This is a genomic window from Flavobacterium sp. N502536, assembly GCF_025947345.1.
Lineage (GTDB): Bacteria > Bacteroidota > Bacteroidia > Flavobacteriales > Flavobacteriaceae > Flavobacterium.
The window spans coordinates 2,109,597-2,127,930 of record NZ_CP110011.1; the positions used below are offsets into that span (position 1 = coordinate 2,109,597).

Consider the following 18,334-nt stretch of genomic DNA (forward strand, 5'->3'; position numbering starts at 1 on the left):
TTTTTTAATGCCAAAAAAAGGGGAATTCTTTTTTCTGAAAAATATTTTTCAAAAGTAAAATGCTTTTTAAGTACGATTGAAGTATTTTTGTGTGAGAATCGAAAGTATAGAAAATATGAAAAGAAGAATTGTTTTGGCAGGAACTTTTATGGGAATGTTAGCGATCATTTTGGGCGCTTTTGGTGCGCATTTACTGAAGAAATACTTATCAGTAGAAGAATTAAATACTTTTGAAGTAGGAGTTCGTTACCAAATGTATCATGCTTTATTTTTACTTTTTCTTTCGACCAGAAAAGATATTGCCGAAAAAACCGTTAAAGCAATCTATAATTTGGTGGTTGCCGGGGTACTTCTTTTTAGCGGATCTATCTATTTGTTAGCGACAAAAAGCATGACTGTTTTTGATTTTAAAATTATCGTATTCGCAACTCCTTTGGGTGGTTTTTTATTAATTATTGCCTGGGCGCTGTTATTTGTTACGATTTTGAGGAGAAAATCATAAAATACCGAATAAAAAAAATTATCTAAAAATTAATCTTTAATTTTGTCACATAAATAACATATGATCTTGATTATGTGAGTTTCTATTGCTTTTTACTTTAATGTAAAAATATTATAACAAATTCATTTATAGGGTTATAGAAAAATGAATTAGAGGCATTTATTTTTTTGTTTTATTCATTTCAGAAGGTTAAATTTTACTTAATTAATATAAATAAAAGTGAAATTTAAATTTTTTTAAAGGTTTAATAATAAATTATATAATTTTGCTTTCTCTTAAACATCACACACAACTAAAAATTTATGGACAGTCACACAGTTTTCACGCAATCGATTTCGCTGAAAGAATTAGGAATTGAAAATGCAAAAGTTCGCTATCAACTATCTGCAGATGAATTGCATGCGATCACTTTGCAATCAGGTCAAGGTGTTGAGAACTCCACGGGAGCATTAGCAATTAATACGGGCGAATTTACAGGACGTTCTCCTCAGGATCGTTACATCGTAAAAGATGGTATTACCGGAGATCAGGTTTGGTGGGGAAATGTAAACATTTCTTTTGAACCGGATGCTTTTGAAAGATTATACAACAAGGTAACGCAGTTTTTATCGAATAAAGAAGTTTTTGTTCGTGATTCTTACGTTTGCTCTGATGCTAATTATAGACTAAATGTTCGTGTTGTTACTGAAACAGCATGGTCGAATTTGTTTTGCTACAACATGTTTTTAAGACCAGAGGAGTCAGAATTAGCTAATTTTACTCCAGAATGGACTGTAGTTTGTGCTCCAAGTTTTATGGCAGATCCTGCTGTAGACGGAACGCGTCAGTCTAATTTTGCTATTTTAGATTTTACTAAAAAGATCGCACTTATTGGAGGAACAGGTTATACTGGAGAAATGAAAAAGGGAATTTTCTCTGCTTTAAACTTCATTCTTCCGGTTTTCAAAAATACATTACCAATGCACTGTAGTGCGAATGTTGGTGAAGCAGGAGATACTGCAATTTTCTTCGGATTATCAGGAACAGGAAAAACAACTTTATCAGCAGATCCGCAACGTAAGTTAATTGGAGACGATGAACACGGATGGACTGCAGAAAATACTGTTTTCAACTTTGAAGGTGGTTGCTATGCAAAAGTAATTAACCTTACAGAAGAAAACGAACCGGACATTTTTAGAGCAATCAAAAAAGGAGCGCTTTTAGAAAATGTGGTTTTCAAATCGGGAACAAACGAAGTAGATTATGATGATGTTTCCATCACTCAAAATACTCGTGTAAGTTACCCAATCACTCATATCGACAACATTCAGCCAGGTTCTATTGGACATAATCCTAAGAATATCTTTTTCTTAACTGCTGATTCTTTCGGAATTTTGCCTCCAATCTCAAAATTAACTCCGGGACAGGCTGCTTACTATTTTATCTCAGGATATACAGCTAAAGTTGCAGGAACTGAAGCAGGAGTTACAGAACCACAACCTAATTTCTCAGCTTGTTTTGGTGCACCATTTATGCCATTACATCCAACACGTTACGCAGAAATGCTAACTAAAAAAATGGAAGAAGCTGATGTAAAAGTTTGGTTGATCAATACAGGTTGGACAGGAGGTCCTTACGGAACAGGAAGCCGTATGAAATTAAAATACACACGTGCCATGATTACCGCTGCCTTAAACGGAGAATTGGATAACGTTGCGTTTAAAAATCATAAAGTATTTGGAATTGCACAACCTGAAACTTGTCCAAACGTTCCAAATGAAATCTTAGATCCGAGAAATACTTGGGAAGATCCTGAGTTGTACGATAAAAAAGCAGTTGAATTGGCTCAGAAATTTAAAGCTAATTTTGCCAAATTTGAAGAATTTGCCAATGCCGAAATTTTGGCTGGTGCACCGATCATAGAATAAGGAAGATTACTAATTCAAACTAAAAAAAGCTGTTCGTTATGAACAGCTTTTTTGTTTGGTATTCTTTCTCAGTCTCAGTCTCAGTCTCAGTCTTCAGTCTCAGTCTTCAGTCTCAGTCACAGTTTTCAGTCACAGTTTTCAGGCATAGTTAAGAAACTGCCAACTGCGCCTGCGACTGTAAACTGCGACTGCCAACTTATTTCCTGTCATCAATACGTTTCTGGATCAAATCCCAGGCGTAGTAGTGAAAAGTCATTCCGTTGCTCATGGCTACAAACAGCCCGTTTTTAAAAGCTCCGCCTAAATTTATGCTGGTCACATCGGCACCATCACATTCTATAGTTGATGTTGGGATTTCTGCTAATAGAGGATAGTTATTTGGGTTTCCATTTGCTCCTTCTCTCGGATAGACCATGAAAGTATTCGCTTGCTGGTTTGAAACCAGGATGTATCCGGTAGAATCTGTTTTTTTGTAAATCGCGATTCCTTCATTATCCGCTTTAAAACCTGTTTTTCCAAAAATGGTGAGTTCTTTGTTGTCTTTTAAAGCAGGATCGGCTTTGTATTTTCTGATTCCGAATTGTTCGTCACAATACAAAACAGTTCCTAATTCATTGTCAACCGCAATAGCTTCGATCTCTTTCTTTCCGCTGTAAGCGCCAAACTTTCGAACGACTTTTGCTGTAGCCGATTTTCCATTTCCGGAAAGTTCATATTGCCATAAGTAACTTCCTGAAGGTCCTGATTTTCTGCCTACGATAGCAAAAATTTTATCGTCGCTTTTTCGGGTATACAATGCAACTCCCATCGGATCGCGTAAAGCCTCGCCTTCAAAAACAGAAATTCCTCCGTTATCAATTGCTTTTAAATCGGGTAGACTAAAGATTCTTATTTTGTTTGATTCTCTTTCTGTAGTGACTGCAATATCAACTTTTTTCCCATCGATGCTTAAGCCATAAGCGATATCAACATTGTTCGGGCGTTTTAAAATTTCAGATTTTGCAATGATTTTTCCCTTTAAATCAAAAGCATACAAAGCACCGTCAGTATCCTTATCGGTTCCTACAATGATGCTTTTAGAAGCGTCGGTTGGATGAATCCAGATCGAAGGATCGTCCGTGTCGTGAGGTAAGGCTTCGGTAACAACGGTTGGTTTTACAGCATTTGCAGCAACGGGAGCCAGTTTATCCTCTTTACAGGCGATAAATAAAGTGCTTAAAAGCAAAAAGGCTAGTATCGTTTTATTTTTCATTAGATATTTATTTTAATAAAATTAGACAGAACCGTTAAGTTCTGTCCAATGTAAGGATTTTTAAATAACGTATTACAAGTCAAGCTTCAAACCAAAATTGTATCGGGCCTGATAGTACTCAACCTGTTTAGTATGCGCTTCAACACCCTGATAGTAGCGCAATGGCTGATTTGTTAAATTATTTGCTTCAGCAAAAAGGCGAAGTTTTGGGGTAATTTTGAAAGAAGCATTGGCATCCAGGAAAAATTGTTTGTCGTAGTAACTGTCTTTGTAAGATTCTGAACCCAACTCATCTAAATAATCAGAAGTGAAATTGGTCGATACTCTCGCAGAAAAACGTTTGTTTTCCCAGGATAAAGAACCGTTAAACATGTGCGGAGTGGTTCCCGGAAGACTGATGTTGTTTCTTTCGTTTCCATCTTCATCCGCAATTCCTTTTGCTTTAGATTTGGTATAAGTGTAATTCAGATAGATACCAAATCCTTTAAGAAATTTGCCAGGAAGGAAATCTAACTGACGTTGAAAAGCAACTTCAAAACCATAAACATCAACAGTTTCTCCGTTTCTGGATTGTAAAAATGACCAGTTTTCGCCCGTCGGAATTGGATTTACCTGATTTGGGAAATCAGCAGCAAATTTTGCAGCAGTGTATTGGTTGTCGCTGTAATTGTAAATAAAGTTTTCTAATTTTTTATAGAAAACACCTCCCGAAATTAATCCAACCGACTTGAAATAGTTTTCGGCCATAAAATCATAATTGTAGGAGTAAGTGGCGTCAAGATCCGGATTTCCGGCCATAATTTCTTTTTCGGCAGCAATGTTGTTTACGTAAGGAGCAAGTGCGTAATAGTTTGGTCTTGCCAAAGCAGTTGTAGCAGCCGCTCTTAAAACCAGATCTTTGGTCGCGTTGTATTGCAAAGAGAGGCTTGGTAATAAATTAGTATAAGAGTTGGTCGTGTTGATCTGACTCTCTAATTTTTCTTCATCCAGTACGCGGTTTCCGGTATAATCAATACGAGTGTTTTCTACACGAAAACCTAAAACCATAGATAACTTATCGTTAAAATCCTGATCCCATCTTACATAAGCCGCATAAATGTTTTCTTTGGCATTATAATTTACCGCCAGAAATTCTGCAGGATCTGCTTTTTTGTTAAATAATGTAGCATTGTTTAAATCTAAACTTCCTAAAAAGTTAGCCGAAGCAAAACTTCCCGGTACATATTTGCTTCCCGGATTAAAGTTTTGACCGTCGTAATTGCTATTTGAAATTTGCGACAATAAAGCCATATCGGTGTTGATAGGCGTATAAGCAAAGAAATTGTTGTTTCTCTCTTTTTCTTTCAATCGAAGCCTAACTCCTGTTCTCAATCTTCCTTTTTCAGACGGAATAATCGTAAAAGGAAAACGGATATTAATTTTTGCCCCAAATTCACTTTCGCTGGTTTCATCTGTATTTTCAGTAGCCGTTTGAAATTTGAATTTGTTTAGAGCCTCTCCGGTTGTGGTGAGTAATGGAAATCGAATGTCTGATAAATCCTGAGTCATATCCAAACCTTTCTGACGGTATTCGATATAACGCTCTTCCGGACGGTATTCTCTGGCTTTTGCATAATTGGCAGACCAGTCTAAATCAAGTTTAGAATTGATTAAATGTTCTCCGCGAATCGAATAATTCTGAACACGCTGATCTTCTAATCTTCTGTTTTTGTTGCGATCATTGTCTATTCCACCTTTTGTCTGACGTTTTACACGCCCTTTAAATGCTGTAATTTGCTGACCGTTATAAATGGGTTCGATATCATCGTAAGTGGTTCTGAAACGGTTTTCTCTATCTTCTCTCCAGTTGTAAATAGCGTTGGCAAAAATGGTGTTGTTTTCATCAAATTTATAATCCAATGCTACAGATCCGCTGCGGCGAATACGCTGTACATCGTACTTTCTAACTTCTGATGCCTGTAAATATTCATTCCCGAATTTATCTTTTACCCATTCGTTTTCAATATTATCAGATCCATAATCGACATTGTTATATGATCCGCTAAAAACAGCTCCTAATTTATTGTCGAAAAAACGATTTCCATAAACAAGTCCCGCAGTATAGGAAGCGTGTTCGCGAATTGGTAAATAACCTCCGGCCAGAGTTGCCGAGATTCGCTCTCCATTTGGCGTAGCTCTTGTAATTAGATTTACAGAACCTCCAATGGCATCTGCATCCATATCCGGAGTCAGGGTTTTGTTGACTTCAATTGTTGAGATCATATCTGATGGAATCAAATCCATTTGTACATTTCTGTTGTCTCCTTCTGCTGATGGGATTCGGTCTCCATTCAAAGTAACCGAGTTCAATGATGGAGCAAGACCACGGATGATGATGTTACGGGCTTCACCCTGATCGTTTTGCATGGTGATTCCCGGAACACGCTTTAAAGCATCTCCAACGTTAGCATCCGGAAAACGACCCATTTGATCAGATGAGATTACGTTTCCGATGTTTTTATTGTTTTTCTGCTGGTTTAGCGCTTTTGCCTGGCCTTTTAAAATGTCTCCGACCACTACTTCGTTCAATTCAGTTCCGGATGTTTTAAGTGCAAAATCAACTACGTTATTTTTACCCTGTTCCACCGTAATTTCTTTTGTAATGGCAGTGTATCCAATATATTTTACCTGTAGCTGATAGGTTCCTGCATTTATATTAAGCAATTCAAAACGACCATTGTAATCTGAAACGGTATATTTGTTTTCGCCTACAATCTGAATCATTGCTCCCGGTAAAGGAAGTTTATCGTCAGTATCCATCACTTTTCCTGAGATTATAGCCTTTTGGGCATAACCTGAAAAGGCTAAAAGCAGGAATGTTACCAGTAAATAAAATTTTTTCATTTGTGTTTTAGTTTGATTTGCTGCGAAACTAGAACGTAAATGTTATTAAAGGACTTCAAAAAAATTAACATAGTGTTATGATTCCCATTCAACATTAAAAATAGATTAATGTTAAAACAACATTTATTATTGAAATGTTTTTTACGAAGCCAACTTAGAACAAATGAACTATTTAACTTAGAATTTGAATTTTTGGCGCTAAATTTGCCCTATCATATGAGCCCGAAAGGCGAGTTGATAAAATAATCATCAATCAAAAATCATCAATCATGTTAAAACAATTTTTTATTCTCTGCTCGGGAGCCGATCGTGATCTGCTCGAGGGCTGTTCAAATGGCGAGCAAACCAAATACGTTGGTATTGGTGCCACCGTATTTTTTACTGCAGTTATGGCTTTTCTGGCCAGTGCTTATGCGCTTTTTACCGTTTTTGATTCTATTTATCCGGCTTTAATTTTTGGATTTGTTTGGAGTTTGCTCATTTTTAATCTGGATCGATTTATCGTTTCGACGATTAAAAAAAGAGATCGTTTTATGGATGAATTTATTCAGGCGACTCCTCGAATCATACTCGCAATTATTATTGCAATCGTAATTTCGAAACCTTTGGAGATTAAAATTTTCGAAAAAGAAATCAATACGGTTTTATTGAAGGAAAAAAACGAAATGGAATTGGCAAACAAAAAGCAGGTGGGCAATTATTTCAAATCGGATTTAGATAAGAATAAGGCTGAGATTGCAGCTTTGAAAAATGATGTTCTGAAAAAAGAAAAAGAGGTAAATGATTTGTATTCGACTTATATCACAGAAGCCGAAGGAACTTCAGGAACCAAAAAACTTGGTAAAGGACCGGTTTATAAAGAAAAACGAGAGAAACATGACGCAGCTCTAAAAGACTTAGCAGCATTAAAGAGCACTAATGAAGCCAAGATTGCCGAGAAAGAAAAAACGGGAAAACAATTGCAGGCCGATTTAGATAAAAAAGTTACGCAAACACAACCCATCATTGAAGGTTTTGACGGTTTAATGGCACGTATTAATGCTTTGAATAAATTGCCCTGGCTACCGTCTTTTTTTATAATGTTGCTGTTTTTAGCCATTGAAACTTCTCCGATTATAGCCAAATTATTAGCTCCTAAAGGCGAGTTTGATTTTAAACAGGAAGAAGCCGAAACGGCAATGAAAGCCACTTTGGAACAAAACAAATACCAGCGCGAATTATTGGTTAAAACAAGTGCAGAAATGCACGATAAAGTTTATGCCGATATTGCCGGAGACAGAGGACTCTATGATTTGCAACGCAAAAATGCAAAGGAATTACTTGAATTGCAATCGAATAGTTTTGTAGAGAAGCAGAAAGCAACATTGTGAGATGTGAAATGTTATTTGTAAAATGTAGCTTGTGAAAAGTGAAATGATCTTTAAAACGAGATCGATCAAATAAAAAAAGTCTTAAGTTCAATTAGAGCTTAAGACTTTTATATTTTTAGTGAGATGTTAAATGTTAGATGTAAGATGTAGTCTGTAAGAAGTCATTTCACCAATCACATTTTACATTTTACAAGCTACATATAGCTTAAAATCTCTTTTTTATAGGTATCATATTCTCCCTGCATAATTAAACCATTGTCAAGCAATTTTTTATAATTCTGCAGCTTGTCAAAAAGTTCCTCTTTGGTTAAGTCGCTCAATTTACGTTCTCCGGCAGGAGTTTGAGTCGGTTGTATAGGCTCAAAAGTTTCATAAGGAGTTGTTGCAGGTAAAATTTCGGCAAAACTGGTAACTTCTTCCGTTTCAACTTCTTCAACTTCTTCAAAATCATCTTCAACGATTGGTGCTGGTTCTGCTGCAGGAGCTTCTGTAACAACAGGGTTTTTCAACAAATCCAATTGTTCTTTAGCATAAGTATAAATTTTTCTTGCCTGAGTTTTCGGGATATAATCGATCGAAATGGCCAAATCCGTTTTGGTACCAAATGAAAATTCAGAACCTAAAATATTCTCTTTTACAAAAGTACTGGCAATATCATCCCAGGTATAATCTGTAAAATCCATTGAAAGACCTAAGTTTTTAGGTTTGCAAATAATGATACGTTTATTGGTTAAGATTATGCTATCCGGAAAAACAGTAATTGCTGGTTTTTTTTGAACCGCGATGTACCCGACTTCTTCGTTTTTCATCAATAAATCATTGAGTTTCGAAGTGATTTTTTCAATCGCTTTAGGGTCTTGTTCTTCGTTCAGAAATTTTTTAAATTGTTCTTTCATGATTGATAAGTTGCTAAGTTACACTGTAACTGAGTTGCTAAGTTTTTTGTCTTATGTTGCAAATGTAATGCCTAATTTTCTAATTCGATAATTTCATTCTGAATTTTCTTTGTCAAACTTTTGAAAACCAATTCATACGAGTGATCAATCAATTCTTTGACGAAAGAGGTCGGTAAATTTCCGTTGAGGGCAATCGTATTCCAGTGTACTTTGCTCATGTGAAATCCGGGTTTGATCTCGTCATACTCGGCTCTTAGTTCCTGAGCGCGTTCCGGGTCACATTTTAAATTAACCGAAGGCTCATTTTTTTCCCATTGCGATAAGGAGGATAATGCAAACATTTTTCCGCCAACTTTAAAAACCAAAGTGTCTTCATCAAAAGGAAAATGCTCGCTAACACCCTTTTTCGAAAGACAATATTCGTAGTACGTTTCCAGATTCATATTATTTTTTATTTACCGATTTCACCTAAATGTGTATACTTAAAACCTTTTTGATATTTTAACCCATAATCGAAGAAACGATCCATTGCAGCATGCGAGAATAGCATAATTCCGATAAGCTGAAGGGGTTCCGTTTTGAAATAACAACCCACTATATAAACTAAGATCGCGAGCCCTTTATGATGGAATACATTGTACAAAAAAGCACCAATTTTAGAATTAAATGCATAACCCGTCATCGAAAGGTCCGGAGCCAAAATGAAGACTAAAAACCACCACCATTGATAGTTTAAAAGGCTAAATAAATAGATTCCGAGAAGCAACATTCCTAATTCTTCAAGTTTAATTATTGTTTTCATGTTATTTTCTTTTCCATCATTTTTTCGGGATGCTGTAAGGCTGTAAAACCAAATTTTTCATATAAAAAATGAGCATCAGTAGTCGCCAATCTCCATATTTGAATGTTTTTTAGAACAGGTTCATTCATCATTGCTTCTATTAAAACAGACGAATATCCTTTACCACGCTGCTCTTCGGTAATAAAAACATCCATTACATATCCAAAAACGGCGTAGTCTGTAATAACCCTCGCAAAGCCGATTTGTTTGTCATTGAGGTAAATTCCAAAACAAACGGAAGCATCAATTGTGGTCTGAACTTCTTCAATAGTTCTTCCCGCAGCCCAGTAAATATCCTTCAGGAAATTTTGTATAAACGGAACATCAAGTTTAGTTTTATCGGTCGAAACGGTTATCATTTTAGAGTATTGGTTTTAGATTTTAGACTTTAGATGGTAAGATTTGAAATCAACAACCTGAAATCTCAAATAACAATGGTTTACTTGGACTTGCATCGTTTTCAAACGAAGCAATCTGAAGATTTAGTATATAGTCGCCATCTTTGATTTCATCCGAAACAAAAATCATTTCGGTAATCGTTGCGTTTAATCTCGCATCAGCGTTTAAATGAAGCGTATCTTTTACGTTCCAAAAAGCTTTGTGAGCCAGTAATTTTCCCTCGTCATGTTCTTTGTCCACACTTGGCAAGTCAATTAACAAATGCTGAATTTTGCTTTCACGAATGTAAATAGCGGCTTCTTCAGATAAATACGGTGGATTTGTATTCGAGTATTTCCTTGACTTTTTATCTTTTTGGTTGGGAAGTGTTCTGATAATTAGCGCTTCAATTGTTTTGGTGGGCGAAGACGAATCATTTGTCCCATTGAGCGAAGTCGAAATGTGATCTTTTGTAATCACCAGATCATCACCAATTTTTTCAGGTTCAACCGTAATGAGTTGAGCCAAAAAGAAAAACTGTTTTAAACACTCATTGATACTATAAAAGTCATTTGTGATATGTCCCAAACATTCCGAGTGCGTTCCATGCCCATGCGGATTGAAGAAAATATTATTAAAATTGGTAGATGATTTTCCTTCCGAAACTTTCCCGATCCAATCGCCAAAAACGACCGGTTCAATAACGGGTTTTTCGATGTACCAGGCAATCGGGTTTTCGTCTGTATTGGTTAACGGAATTGAAATATCAATGGGTTTTGATAGGTCGATTTGATATTTGTTGTCAATAAGTGCTAGCATAATGGAACACGGATTTTGCAGATATTCTAACGCGGATTTTTACGGATTTTTATCAGCGTTGCCTGCATCCGTTTTATCAGCGTTCGATTTTTATTCTTCCAAATTTAAGTAAAAGAGATCACTTGCAATTCCATCCGTTAAAAATTTTCCTTTTGCCGTTGGTTTTAGAATGTTGTTTTCGATAAAAAGTAAATCATCGTCCAGGAATTTCTGAGATTGTTTTTGGAGATAATCCAGATAATCTGAGCCAAATTCAGCTTCAATCCGATCTAAGGAAACGCCCCAAATGGTTCTTAAACCCGTCATAATATATTCGTTATAACGATCCGATTTAGACAGAATTTCAGTTTCTATTGGAAGTTCGTCATTCTGAATTGATTTGATGTAAAGGGAATTATTCGCCACATTCCAGCCTCTTTTTTCACCATCATAGCTGTGTGCCGAAGGGCCAATTCCGATGTATTTTTTACCAAGCCAGTAAGCCGAATTGTTTTTGGAGAAATAATTCTCCTTTCCGAAATTGGATAATTCGTAATGAATAAACCCATTTTTTTCAAGGGTATAAACCAGAATCATAAAATGATTGGAAGCTGCTTCGTCTTGTGGTTCTGCAATTTTACCGGTGTCGATCAGTTTTTTTAAAGCCGTTTTGGGTTCTACCGTCAGAGCATAACTCGAAATGTGCGGAATACCAAAGGACAGAGCTGTTTCAATATTCTTTTTCCACATTTCGTCAGTCAGACCGGGAATTCCGTAGATCAAATCGAGTGAAATATTGTCGAAATATCTGGTCGCTTCTTTTAAACAATTTATCGCCTCTGCCGCATTATGAGCGCGGTTCATCATTTTTAAATCCGCTTCATAGAACGACTGAATCCCAATGCTTAAACGGTTGATAGGGCTTTTTGATAATTCCAGGATACGTTCCGGAGACAAATCATCGGGATTTGCTTCGAGTGTTATTTCCGGATTTTCTGCTACCTTATAATTCTTGTAAACAGTATCGATTAAAAAGTTTATCTCGTCATTATTCAAAACCGAGGGAGTCCCACCGCCAAAATAAATAGTTTCAATCTGGTTGTCATTTTGAGCAGAGTCGAGAAGCTTAAACTCATCCTTTCGCATGACGATTTCTTTGGCTAATGCCAAAACCATCTCGTCTTTCTTTTTCATTGAAGTCGAAAAATGAAAGTCGCAATAGTGACAAGCCTGCTTGCAAAAAGGGATATGGATGTAAATACCGCTCATGATTTTAGTCTCAGTTTTCAGTCTCGGTTTTCAGTCTCAGTATTTTTTAGTTGTAAACTGTGACTGCGACTGAAAACTATTTTTTAATTCGTTCTTCATTTTGTTTCACAAAAGCATCCCAGCCCGAATAACTTTTACCGGCAACCACCTTTCCGGAATTGAAAAAGTGACAAACAGCAGCTGCTAAACCATCTGTTGAATCGAGGTTTTTAGGTAATTCTTTCAGGCCTAAAAGTTGTTGCAGCATTTTGGCGACTTGTTCTTTACTGGCGTTTCCGTTTCCGGTAATGGCCATTTTAATCTTTTTGGGTTCGTATTCCGTGATCGGAATGTCTCTCGAAAGTCCCGCTGCCATTGCGACACCCTGTGCACGACCTAGCTTTAACATCGACTGAACGTTTTTGCCAAAGAATGGAGCTTCAATCGCAATTTCGTCGGGATGGTGCGTTTCTATTAATTCGATCGTACGTTCAAATATGATTTTTAATTTTTGGTAATGATTGTCGTATTTGGAAAGTTGCAATTCGTTAAGCTGCAGAAATTCCATTTTTTTATTAATGACTTTAATTAATCCGAAACCCATAATTGTGGTTCCGGGGTCAATACCTAATATGATGCGTTCTTTTGTCAATTTTTTTGTTTCAGGTTTGCTGTTTCAAGTTCCAGGTTTTTGAAAATTAAGACAATTCATTTACTCATTTTCAAATTGCCACATTTTCAAATTGATTACTTTTGCAACATGATTTCAATTCCTCACAAAGCTAAGCAATTACTTGTTCTTCTAATCAAACTTTTGATTGTAGGTGGTGCATTTTACTTTATTTATAATCAGTTGGCGCACAATGATAAACTCGATTGGCAAAAATTTATCGTGCTGTTTCGTAAAAATCAGTCGGTAGTAGGAATTGGTTTTATCTTGCTTTTGAGTGTTTTGAATCGTTATTTTGAAATTCTGAAATGGCAGAATCTGGCAAAGGTAATTCATGAGATTTCTTTGGGAGAAGCGACTAAACAAGTGCTGGCAGCTTTAACAGCAGGAATTTTTACGCCAAACGGAGTAGGAGAGTATGCAGGAAAAGCGTTGTATTATTCGAAATCAGAGGCTAAAAAAGTAATTTTCTTAAACCTGATCTGCAACGGAATCCAGATGATTTTAACGGTGATTTTCGGGATTTTTGGGTTGTTGTATTTTAATGCCAAGCATGAGATCATTACAACTCAAACGGTGGCCGTTTTGTTTGGAATTTTTGTATTGCTTTTTGTTGTTTTGTTTTCGCTGAAGAAAATAAAAATTAAAGGATATTCGATTGAGAAATTAGTACATAAGATCAATGAAATTCCAAAACCAATTCACCGCAAAAATATTCTTTTAGGGGTTTTGCGTTATTTGGTTTTTTCGCATCAGTACTACTTTTTGTTTTTGGCTTTTGATGTCGATTTGCCGTATTTCACCTTAATTGCAACCATTGCTGTGGTTTACTTTTTGGCTTCGTCACTGCCTACTTTTCAATTTCTGGATTTTGCGGTAAAAGGAAGTGTTGCTATTTATTTCTTTGGAATTTTAGGTGTAAACGAATGGATTGTAGTTTTTATCAGCACTCTGATGTGGTTTCTTAACGTGGTTTTACCTGTTGTTATTGGGGCTTATTATGTGTTGAATTTTAAAACCAGAACCGCAGAATGATTTTGGGATTGTATGCCGTATTAGGCATTTACATGTTTGCTATTGGTTGGCTTGTTTATGGTTTTGCTAAAGTAAAAAAGTATCAAAGTACAGATTTAAAACCTCAAACGAGTTTTACCATTATAGTTCCGTTTCGGAATGAAGAGGAGAATTTACCTAAGCTTTTAGCGAGTTTTTCAAAACTGAATTACCCGAATGATTTGTTTGAAGTTATTTTGGTAGATGATAATTCTAAGGAGAAATTTCAAATTTCAAATTTCAAATTTCCCATTTCCCAAATTGACAATATTCGGGTTTCAAATTCTCCCAAAAAAGATGCTATTTCGACGGCCATGCAACAGGTAAAAACCCAATGGGTCATTACTACTGATGCCGATTGTCTGGTGCACCAGAACTGGTTGTTAACCTTCGATAATTACATTCAGCAAAATAAGGTTTCGATGCTGGCAGGAGCGGTGACTTATGTAGGTGGAAACTCCTTTTTACATCATTTTCAGCAACTGGATCTGACAAGTTTACAAGGAGCAACAATTGGAAGCTTTGGACTTCAAAAAGCCTTTATGTGCAACGGCGCTAATTTTGCCTACACTAAATCAGTATTCGAAAATTTAAACGGATTTGAGGGGAACAATAAAATTGCCAGTGGGGATGATGTTTTTCTATTGCAAAAAGCGGTTTCAAAATTTCCTGATGAAGTTCACTATTTAAAAGCAACAGAAGCAATTGTTACGACAAAACCAACGGAAGACTGGAAGACTTTATTTTATCAGAGAGTGCGTTGGGCGGCCAAAACAAGCTCGTATCAAAGTAGCTTTGGAAAGATTTTAGGGGTAATTGTTTTCTTGGGAAACCTGAGTTTTGTAACAGGTTTTTTTGGGGTACTCTTTTCAATCTGGCCCTATTATTTTTTCGTTTGCTTTGCCTTTTTTAAATTTACAATCGATTTTATTTTACTCCGTTGTACCAATCAATTTTTGACAAATGACCGTATAAAAAGTTTGTTTTTAAGCAGCTTGTTGTATCCTTTTTTTAGCTCTGCTGTGGCGTTGTACAGTTTGTTTGGCTCTTATGAATGGAAGGGGAGAAAGTTTACCAAATAAACTATTTTTTTTCCTTTGCCTTAAGAATAACTGGCAGGATAAACTGAGTTTTTACCGGAATTCCGCGTTTAAGTGCCGGATTTATTTTAGGAAAATCGACCAAACGGGCATGTAGAATACTATCGATTTTAATTGTATCGTAGGCAACGGAATCTTTGGGAAATTGTGGTTCGAATTTCATTGTTGCATTAGGAAAAACCGTCACTTTCACTTCGATAGTATCCAGTTCAGGATACAGTATAGAAAGGGTGTCAATGTCCAGTTTCTCTTGGATAAGCTGTGCCATTACTTCAAAAAAACATTGCTGACGTTGCTTTTTATCGGCGATTTTTTCGCAATTGGCTACAGATGGAAATTCATCAACCTCTTTCCAGTTAATTGACTTTAATTCTTTTTGAAGTAATTCTTTTTCAGACGGAACCTGCTTCTCAAAATATTGACAAGAATTGAAAAATAAAACAAGTACTAAAATGAAAGGCTGCTTCAAGATTTTGATGTTGGATTGAATGAACAAATTAGAATATAAAAATACGATTATTTTTTTTGGGAAGCTTTGAATTGCAAATAATCTTCATAGTTTTCTGAAAACCATTTTTCTTTGTTTTGTGCTGCAACTTCTTTTTGTTCAGGATATAAAGAAGCAAGCCGGTCAGAAAAAGCAGCTATCTGGACGGTGTAATTGTAGAACTCCGTTTTACTTAGTACAATATTTGGATTATTTTTGCGATTGAAATATTCGAAGAACAGCGCATCAAAATCTTTCATCGAAAAGTTGAGTACTTTTTTCTTATTACTTTTATAAATACTGTCCTGCAACAGCTGATCGTCAACTGATAGTTTTTTAGTTTGGGCACACAAATTGCAGTTGATGGCAAGGATCAGAAAACTACAGGAGATAAATTGCAAAAATTGACGCATTAATTTGTTCCTTTAGAAAGTTTGTACCTCAAATTTACAAAAAAAGATATGGATTTACTATTGTTATTATTTGGTTTTGTATGCATGATTGTTGGGATTTTTGGTAGTTTTTTACCTGTGTTACCCGGATTGTCATCTTGTTGGGTGGGGCTCTTATTGCTGTATTTAACAAAAGCTGTTGAAAATAATTATTGGGTTTTAGGAATTACACTAGTGTTTACCATTGCAATCACAATTCTCGATTATGTGATTCCGGCAAAAGGGACAAAGAAGTTTGGCGGGAGTTCGTATGGAGTCTGGGGAACGAACATTGGTTTAATCGTTGGTATTATTGCTCCTATTCCTTTCGGAGTGATTATCGGGCCTTTTATCGGGGCTCTTGTTGGAGAATTGATCTATGATTCGACCAATCATCAGCGCGCATTAAAAGCAGCGACAGGTTCTGTTTTGGGTTTTCTGGCCTCCAGTTTTGTGAATTTTTTATGCTGCATTATCTACCTGGGTATTTTTATTAGCATTGTTTGGCAAAATCGCCTATTACTGTTTTAAATCGGGTATTTATCCTTAAGCTTTTTCTTATTTTTTCATTTTTTATTAAAAAAACCAGTATTTTTTTCTAAGCAATTTTTATTTGTTTTGATTACGAATGGGTTATGTTTACTGGAACTTCGGGATTTTTAGGTTTAACAATTGTTAAAGCCACAATTCACTATTTAACTTATTTTTTGGAAATGTTAGAATATTTTATATTTTTATCCTGATAAACGATAAAAAGCCTCACTTTGTCGATTATTTTTAATGGATTTAAATAATTTTAAACAAGTTAAGTATGACTCCAAACCTACAAATCGAACTTAGACGTTTTATTTCTTCTAATGTTGTTTCAAAGTTAAACAAGTTTTATTTTGAAAATGATGCGCTTTTAATTAAGGGAATCGATGTTTCGATAGGTACAGTTTTAATGGGTTTGTACAACAGGGCCGAGGAGTCAGATTTTTACAAGGGTATAACTTCATTACTAAAGGACGATTCGACCTTTTACCAGGAAGTTGATTTTGCATCGGGTCGTATTTTATCCGTTGATGATTGTTACCGATTAGAAGGAAATGGTTTGCTGAAAGAAATTTTTACCAATAAAAAAGGCAGGATTTCTGAAATGATTTCTAACGAAGTCGGAATCAAAAGTGAGACAGCCAGAGAGATTCTTAACTTTTCAGCCTTATTAGTCGTCTCTTATCTTAAGAATAATATCCAAATAGTAGAGAGTTTAAAACTACTCTTAGAAGATCAAAAGAGAGATATTTTAAACAGTATTCCGCCCGGAATCAAAATTATCCTTGGATTTTCATGTTACGAATCGGTAGAAGAAAAAAACCAATCTATAGGAAGATCTATTTTTACATTATTCGGTCATAACTTTTTTAGCTTCTAAATAAAAAATCCCGTCTTACAAAAGTAAAACAGGATCTATATCTTCGCCAATTTGATTGGTTTCCTTAAACGTTTTTCAAGTTGATGATTTCCTGGTCAGTTAAAAAACGCCAGTTACCTCTTGGTAAATTCTTCTTGGTTAAACCTGCAAATGATACACGGTCTATACGCAACACATCATAATCAAAGTTCTCGAAAATAGCACGTACTACTTTTACATTCGAAGAACGTAATTTAAGACCTACTTCACTTTTCGCTTCTTTTTCAATATAACTGATTTCTTCAACAAAAACGCGGTGTCCGTCAAGAACCAAGCCTTTGCTTATTTTTTCTAAATCCTCAAATTTTAGGTTTTTATCTAAAGAAACCTGGTAGATTTTAGATGATTTCTGATTTGGTAAAGTAAATTTACGAATCATGTCAGTATCGTTCGTAAACAACAATAAACCAGTTGTATTTTTGTCCATTCTTCCAATCGGAGCAATTTTTGACGTTGTAGAACCACGAACTAATTCTAAAACATTACGGTATTCCTGACCTTCGTCAAGAGCAGTTGTAAAGTTTTTAGGTTTGTTTAATAAAATGTATTCTTTCTTTTCAGGAGTTAAAGTAACACCATCAAAATTTACAACATCATTTAATTTTACTAAATAACCCATTTCAGTTACCGGAACGCCATTTACTTTAACATTTCCGGACTGAATGTATATATCGGCATCACGACGTGAACAAACACCTGAATTAGAGATGTATTTGTTCAAACGAATTTCGTCTGCAGCTTTTTGTCTTTTTGGAGCCTGATTCTGTTTTTTAACTTTTTCCGCCTTTGCTTCTTCGGCAGCTTTCACAGCAGGGTTCACTTTTTTCGGCCCTTGAGCACGTTTCGCCATAGGAGGTTTTGGCTTGTTAGAGTTTGGCCTAGAGCTATTTGGTCTCGATCCGCCTCTTTTATTATTGCCTTCCTTATTGTTCATAAATTCTGTAATTTGTGCAAAGATAGTTTATTCTTGCTAAATAATCCTAAGTTCATTGTTCTTAGATTAATAGCTGTTGTTTTTTAGGGTTGCCGAAGGGTAACAATCGGCTTCTTTTAAGTATTTTGAGA

19 protein-coding genes are annotated in these 18,334 nt (G+C 35.7%); 7 read left to right on the forward strand and 12 right to left on the reverse strand.

Annotated features, from left to right (window positions below; all coding sequences use genetic code 11):
- Window positions 1-115 precede the first annotated feature (115 nt).
- Both OLM61_RS09335 and pckA read left to right on the forward strand, forming a co-directional pair.
- Window positions 116-502: a DUF423 domain-containing protein gene (locus OLM61_RS09335; RefSeq protein ID WP_264526080.1), complete on the forward strand. Its 387-nt coding sequence runs from the start codon at window positions 116-118 to the stop codon at window positions 500-502.
- Window positions 503-804: 302 nt separating this feature from the next.
- Window positions 805-2,409 (forward strand): phosphoenolpyruvate carboxykinase (ATP), encoded by a 1,605-nt coding sequence (pckA, locus tag OLM61_RS09340; RefSeq protein WP_264526081.1) that lies wholly within the window; start codon window positions 805-807, stop codon window positions 2,407-2,409.
- 196 nt (window positions 2,410-2,605) lie between these two features.
- On the opposite strand, the gene OLM61_RS09345 is transcribed toward pckA, so the two are convergent.
- The gene (locus tag OLM61_RS09345; protein WP_264526082.1) at window positions 2,606-3,661 is read right to left on the reverse strand and encodes a phytase; all 1,056 of its coding nucleotides are present in this window, start codon (window positions 3,659-3,661) and stop codon (window positions 2,606-2,608) included.
- 72 nt (window positions 3,662-3,733) lie between these two features.
- Entirely contained in the window at window positions 3,734-6,544 is a 2,811-nt protein-coding gene (locus OLM61_RS09350; RefSeq protein ID WP_264526083.1) for a TonB-dependent receptor, read from the reverse strand.
- Window positions 6,545-6,813: 269 nt separating this feature from the next.
- Between OLM61_RS09350 and OLM61_RS09355 the strand changes: the two genes are divergently transcribed.
- Complete coding sequence (locus tag OLM61_RS09355) at window positions 6,814-7,914, forward strand: DUF4407 domain-containing protein (protein ID WP_264526084.1); 1,101 nt, start codon at window positions 6,814-6,816, stop codon at window positions 7,912-7,914.
- 194 nt (window positions 7,915-8,108) lie between these two features.
- On the opposite strand, the gene OLM61_RS09360 is transcribed toward OLM61_RS09355, so the two are convergent.
- The 7 genes from OLM61_RS09360 to ruvC all read right to left on the reverse strand — a co-directional run bounded on the left by OLM61_RS09360 (window position 8,109) and on the right by ruvC (window position 12,727).
- Window positions 8,109-8,810, reverse strand: a complete 702-nt coding sequence (locus OLM61_RS09360; protein ID WP_264526085.1) for a PH domain-containing protein — start codon at window positions 8,808-8,810, stop codon at window positions 8,109-8,111.
- A gap of 71 nt (window positions 8,811-8,881) precedes the next feature.
- Window positions 8,882-9,253, reverse strand: a complete 372-nt coding sequence (locus OLM61_RS09365; protein WP_264526086.1) for an MmcQ/YjbR family DNA-binding protein — start codon at window positions 9,251-9,253, stop codon at window positions 8,882-8,884.
- A gap of 8 nt (window positions 9,254-9,261) precedes the next feature.
- Window positions 9,262-9,612, reverse strand: coding sequence for a DUF4260 domain-containing protein (locus OLM61_RS09370; protein ID WP_264526087.1), 351 nt, complete (start codon window positions 9,610-9,612; stop codon window positions 9,262-9,264).
- Window positions 9,609-10,010 carry a GNAT family N-acetyltransferase gene (locus OLM61_RS09375; RefSeq protein WP_264526088.1) on the reverse strand — a complete coding sequence of 134 codons (402 nt, stop codon included), beginning with the start codon at window positions 10,008-10,010 and terminating at the stop codon, window positions 9,609-9,611. The genes OLM61_RS09370 and OLM61_RS09375 overlap by 4 nt, the downstream gene beginning before the upstream one ends.
- 49 nt (window positions 10,011-10,059) lie before the next feature.
- Complete coding sequence (locus OLM61_RS09380; RefSeq protein ID WP_264526089.1) at window positions 10,060-10,848, reverse strand: cyclase family protein; 789 nt, start codon at window positions 10,846-10,848, stop codon at window positions 10,060-10,062.
- Between the two features lie 90 nt (window positions 10,849-10,938).
- Window positions 10,939-12,096, reverse strand: coding sequence for a radical SAM family heme chaperone HemW (gene hemW / locus OLM61_RS09385; protein WP_264526090.1), 1,158 nt, complete (start codon window positions 12,094-12,096; stop codon window positions 10,939-10,941).
- A gap of 76 nt (window positions 12,097-12,172) precedes the next feature.
- Window positions 12,173-12,727 (reverse strand): crossover junction endodeoxyribonuclease RuvC, encoded by a 555-nt coding sequence (gene ruvC / locus OLM61_RS09390; RefSeq protein ID WP_264526091.1) that lies wholly within the window; start codon window positions 12,725-12,727, stop codon window positions 12,173-12,175.
- Window positions 12,728-12,835: 108 nt separating this feature from the next.
- On the opposite strand from ruvC, the gene OLM61_RS09395 reads away from it, so the two are divergent.
- Window positions 12,836-13,780, forward strand: coding sequence for a flippase-like domain-containing protein (locus OLM61_RS09395; RefSeq protein WP_264526092.1), 945 nt, complete (start codon window positions 12,836-12,838; stop codon window positions 13,778-13,780).
- Window positions 13,777-14,880 (forward strand): glycosyltransferase family 2 protein, encoded by a 1,104-nt coding sequence (locus OLM61_RS09400; protein ID WP_264526093.1) that lies wholly within the window; start codon window positions 13,777-13,779, stop codon window positions 14,878-14,880. Before OLM61_RS09395 ends, OLM61_RS09400 begins: the two co-directional genes overlap by 4 nt.
- A gap of 1 nt (window position 14,881) precedes the next feature.
- Here the strand turns inward: OLM61_RS09400 and OLM61_RS09405 are convergent, their stop codons facing one another.
- Together OLM61_RS09405 and OLM61_RS09410 are read right to left on the reverse strand one after the other, a co-directional pair.
- A complete protein-coding gene (locus OLM61_RS09405) occupies window positions 14,882-15,367 on the reverse strand; it encodes a hypothetical protein (protein ID WP_264526094.1) in 486 nt (161 codons plus the stop codon).
- 47 nt (window positions 15,368-15,414) lie between these two features.
- The gene (locus tag OLM61_RS09410; protein WP_264526095.1) at window positions 15,415-15,798 is read right to left on the reverse strand and encodes a hypothetical protein; all 384 of its coding nucleotides are present in this window, start codon (window positions 15,796-15,798) and stop codon (window positions 15,415-15,417) included.
- Between the two features lie 48 nt (window positions 15,799-15,846).
- Between OLM61_RS09410 and OLM61_RS09415 the strand changes: the two genes are divergently transcribed.
- Entirely contained in the window at window positions 15,847-16,347 is a 501-nt protein-coding gene (locus tag OLM61_RS09415) for a DUF456 domain-containing protein (protein WP_264526096.1), read from the forward strand.
- A 280-nt stretch (window positions 16,348-16,627) separates the two neighbouring features.
- A complete protein-coding gene (locus OLM61_RS09420; protein WP_264526097.1) occupies window positions 16,628-17,230 on the forward strand; it encodes a DUF937 domain-containing protein in 603 nt (200 codons plus the stop codon).
- A 64-nt stretch (window positions 17,231-17,294) separates the two neighbouring features.
- Here the strand turns inward: OLM61_RS09420 and OLM61_RS09425 are convergent, their stop codons facing one another.
- Window positions 17,295-18,203: a pseudouridine synthase gene (locus tag OLM61_RS09425; protein WP_264526098.1), complete on the reverse strand. Its 909-nt coding sequence runs from the start codon at window positions 18,201-18,203 to the stop codon at window positions 17,295-17,297.
- Window positions 18,204-18,334 lie beyond the last annotated feature (131 nt).

Bases quoted from the DNA above. Each gene is read 5' to 3' on its own strand.
- OLM61_RS09350 (WP_264526083.1), bottom strand. From the start codon at position 6,544: ATGAAAAAATTTTATTTACTGGTAACATTCCTGCTTTTAGCCTTTTCA.
- OLM61_RS09370 (WP_264526087.1), bottom strand. From the start codon at position 9,612: ATGAAAACAATAATTAAACTTGAAGAATTAGGAATGTTGCTTCTCGGA.
- OLM61_RS09415 (WP_264526096.1), top strand. From the start codon at position 15,847: ATGGATTTACTATTGTTATTATTTGGTTTTGTATGCATGATTGTTGGG.
- OLM61_RS09355 (WP_264526084.1), top strand. From the start codon at position 6,814: ATGTTAAAACAATTTTTTATTCTCTGCTCGGGAGCCGATCGTGATCTG.
- OLM61_RS09420 (WP_264526097.1), top strand. From the start codon at position 16,628: ATGACTCCAAACCTACAAATCGAACTTAGACGTTTTATTTCTTCTAAT.
- OLM61_RS09380 (WP_264526089.1), bottom strand. From the start codon at position 10,848: ATGCTAGCACTTATTGACAACAAATATCAAATCGACCTATCAAAACCC.
- OLM61_RS09375 (WP_264526088.1), bottom strand. From the start codon at position 10,010: ATGATAACCGTTTCGACCGATAAAACTAAACTTGATGTTCCGTTTATA.
- OLM61_RS09360 (WP_264526085.1), bottom strand. From the start codon at position 8,810: ATGAAAGAACAATTTAAAAAATTTCTGAACGAAGAACAAGACCCTAAA.
- OLM61_RS09400 (WP_264526093.1), top strand. From the start codon at position 13,777: ATGATTTTGGGATTGTATGCCGTATTAGGCATTTACATGTTTGCTATT.
- OLM61_RS09425 (WP_264526098.1), bottom strand. From the start codon at position 18,203: ATGAACAATAAGGAAGGCAATAATAAAAGAGGCGGATCGAGACCAAAT.
- hemW (WP_264526090.1), bottom strand. From the start codon at position 12,096: ATGAGCGGTATTTACATCCATATCCCTTTTTGCAAGCAGGCTTGTCAC.
- OLM61_RS09395 (WP_264526092.1), top strand. From the start codon at position 12,836: ATGATTTCAATTCCTCACAAAGCTAAGCAATTACTTGTTCTTCTAATC.
- OLM61_RS09345 (WP_264526082.1), bottom strand. From the start codon at position 3,661: ATGAAAAATAAAACGATACTAGCCTTTTTGCTTTTAAGCACTTTATTT.
- OLM61_RS09410 (WP_264526095.1), bottom strand. From the start codon at position 15,798: ATGCGTCAATTTTTGCAATTTATCTCCTGTAGTTTTCTGATCCTTGCC.
- OLM61_RS09365 (WP_264526086.1), bottom strand. From the start codon at position 9,253: ATGAATCTGGAAACGTACTACGAATATTGTCTTTCGAAAAAGGGTGTT.
- OLM61_RS09335 (WP_264526080.1), top strand. From the start codon at position 116: ATGAAAAGAAGAATTGTTTTGGCAGGAACTTTTATGGGAATGTTAGCG.
- pckA (WP_264526081.1), top strand. From the start codon at position 805: ATGGACAGTCACACAGTTTTCACGCAATCGATTTCGCTGAAAGAATTA.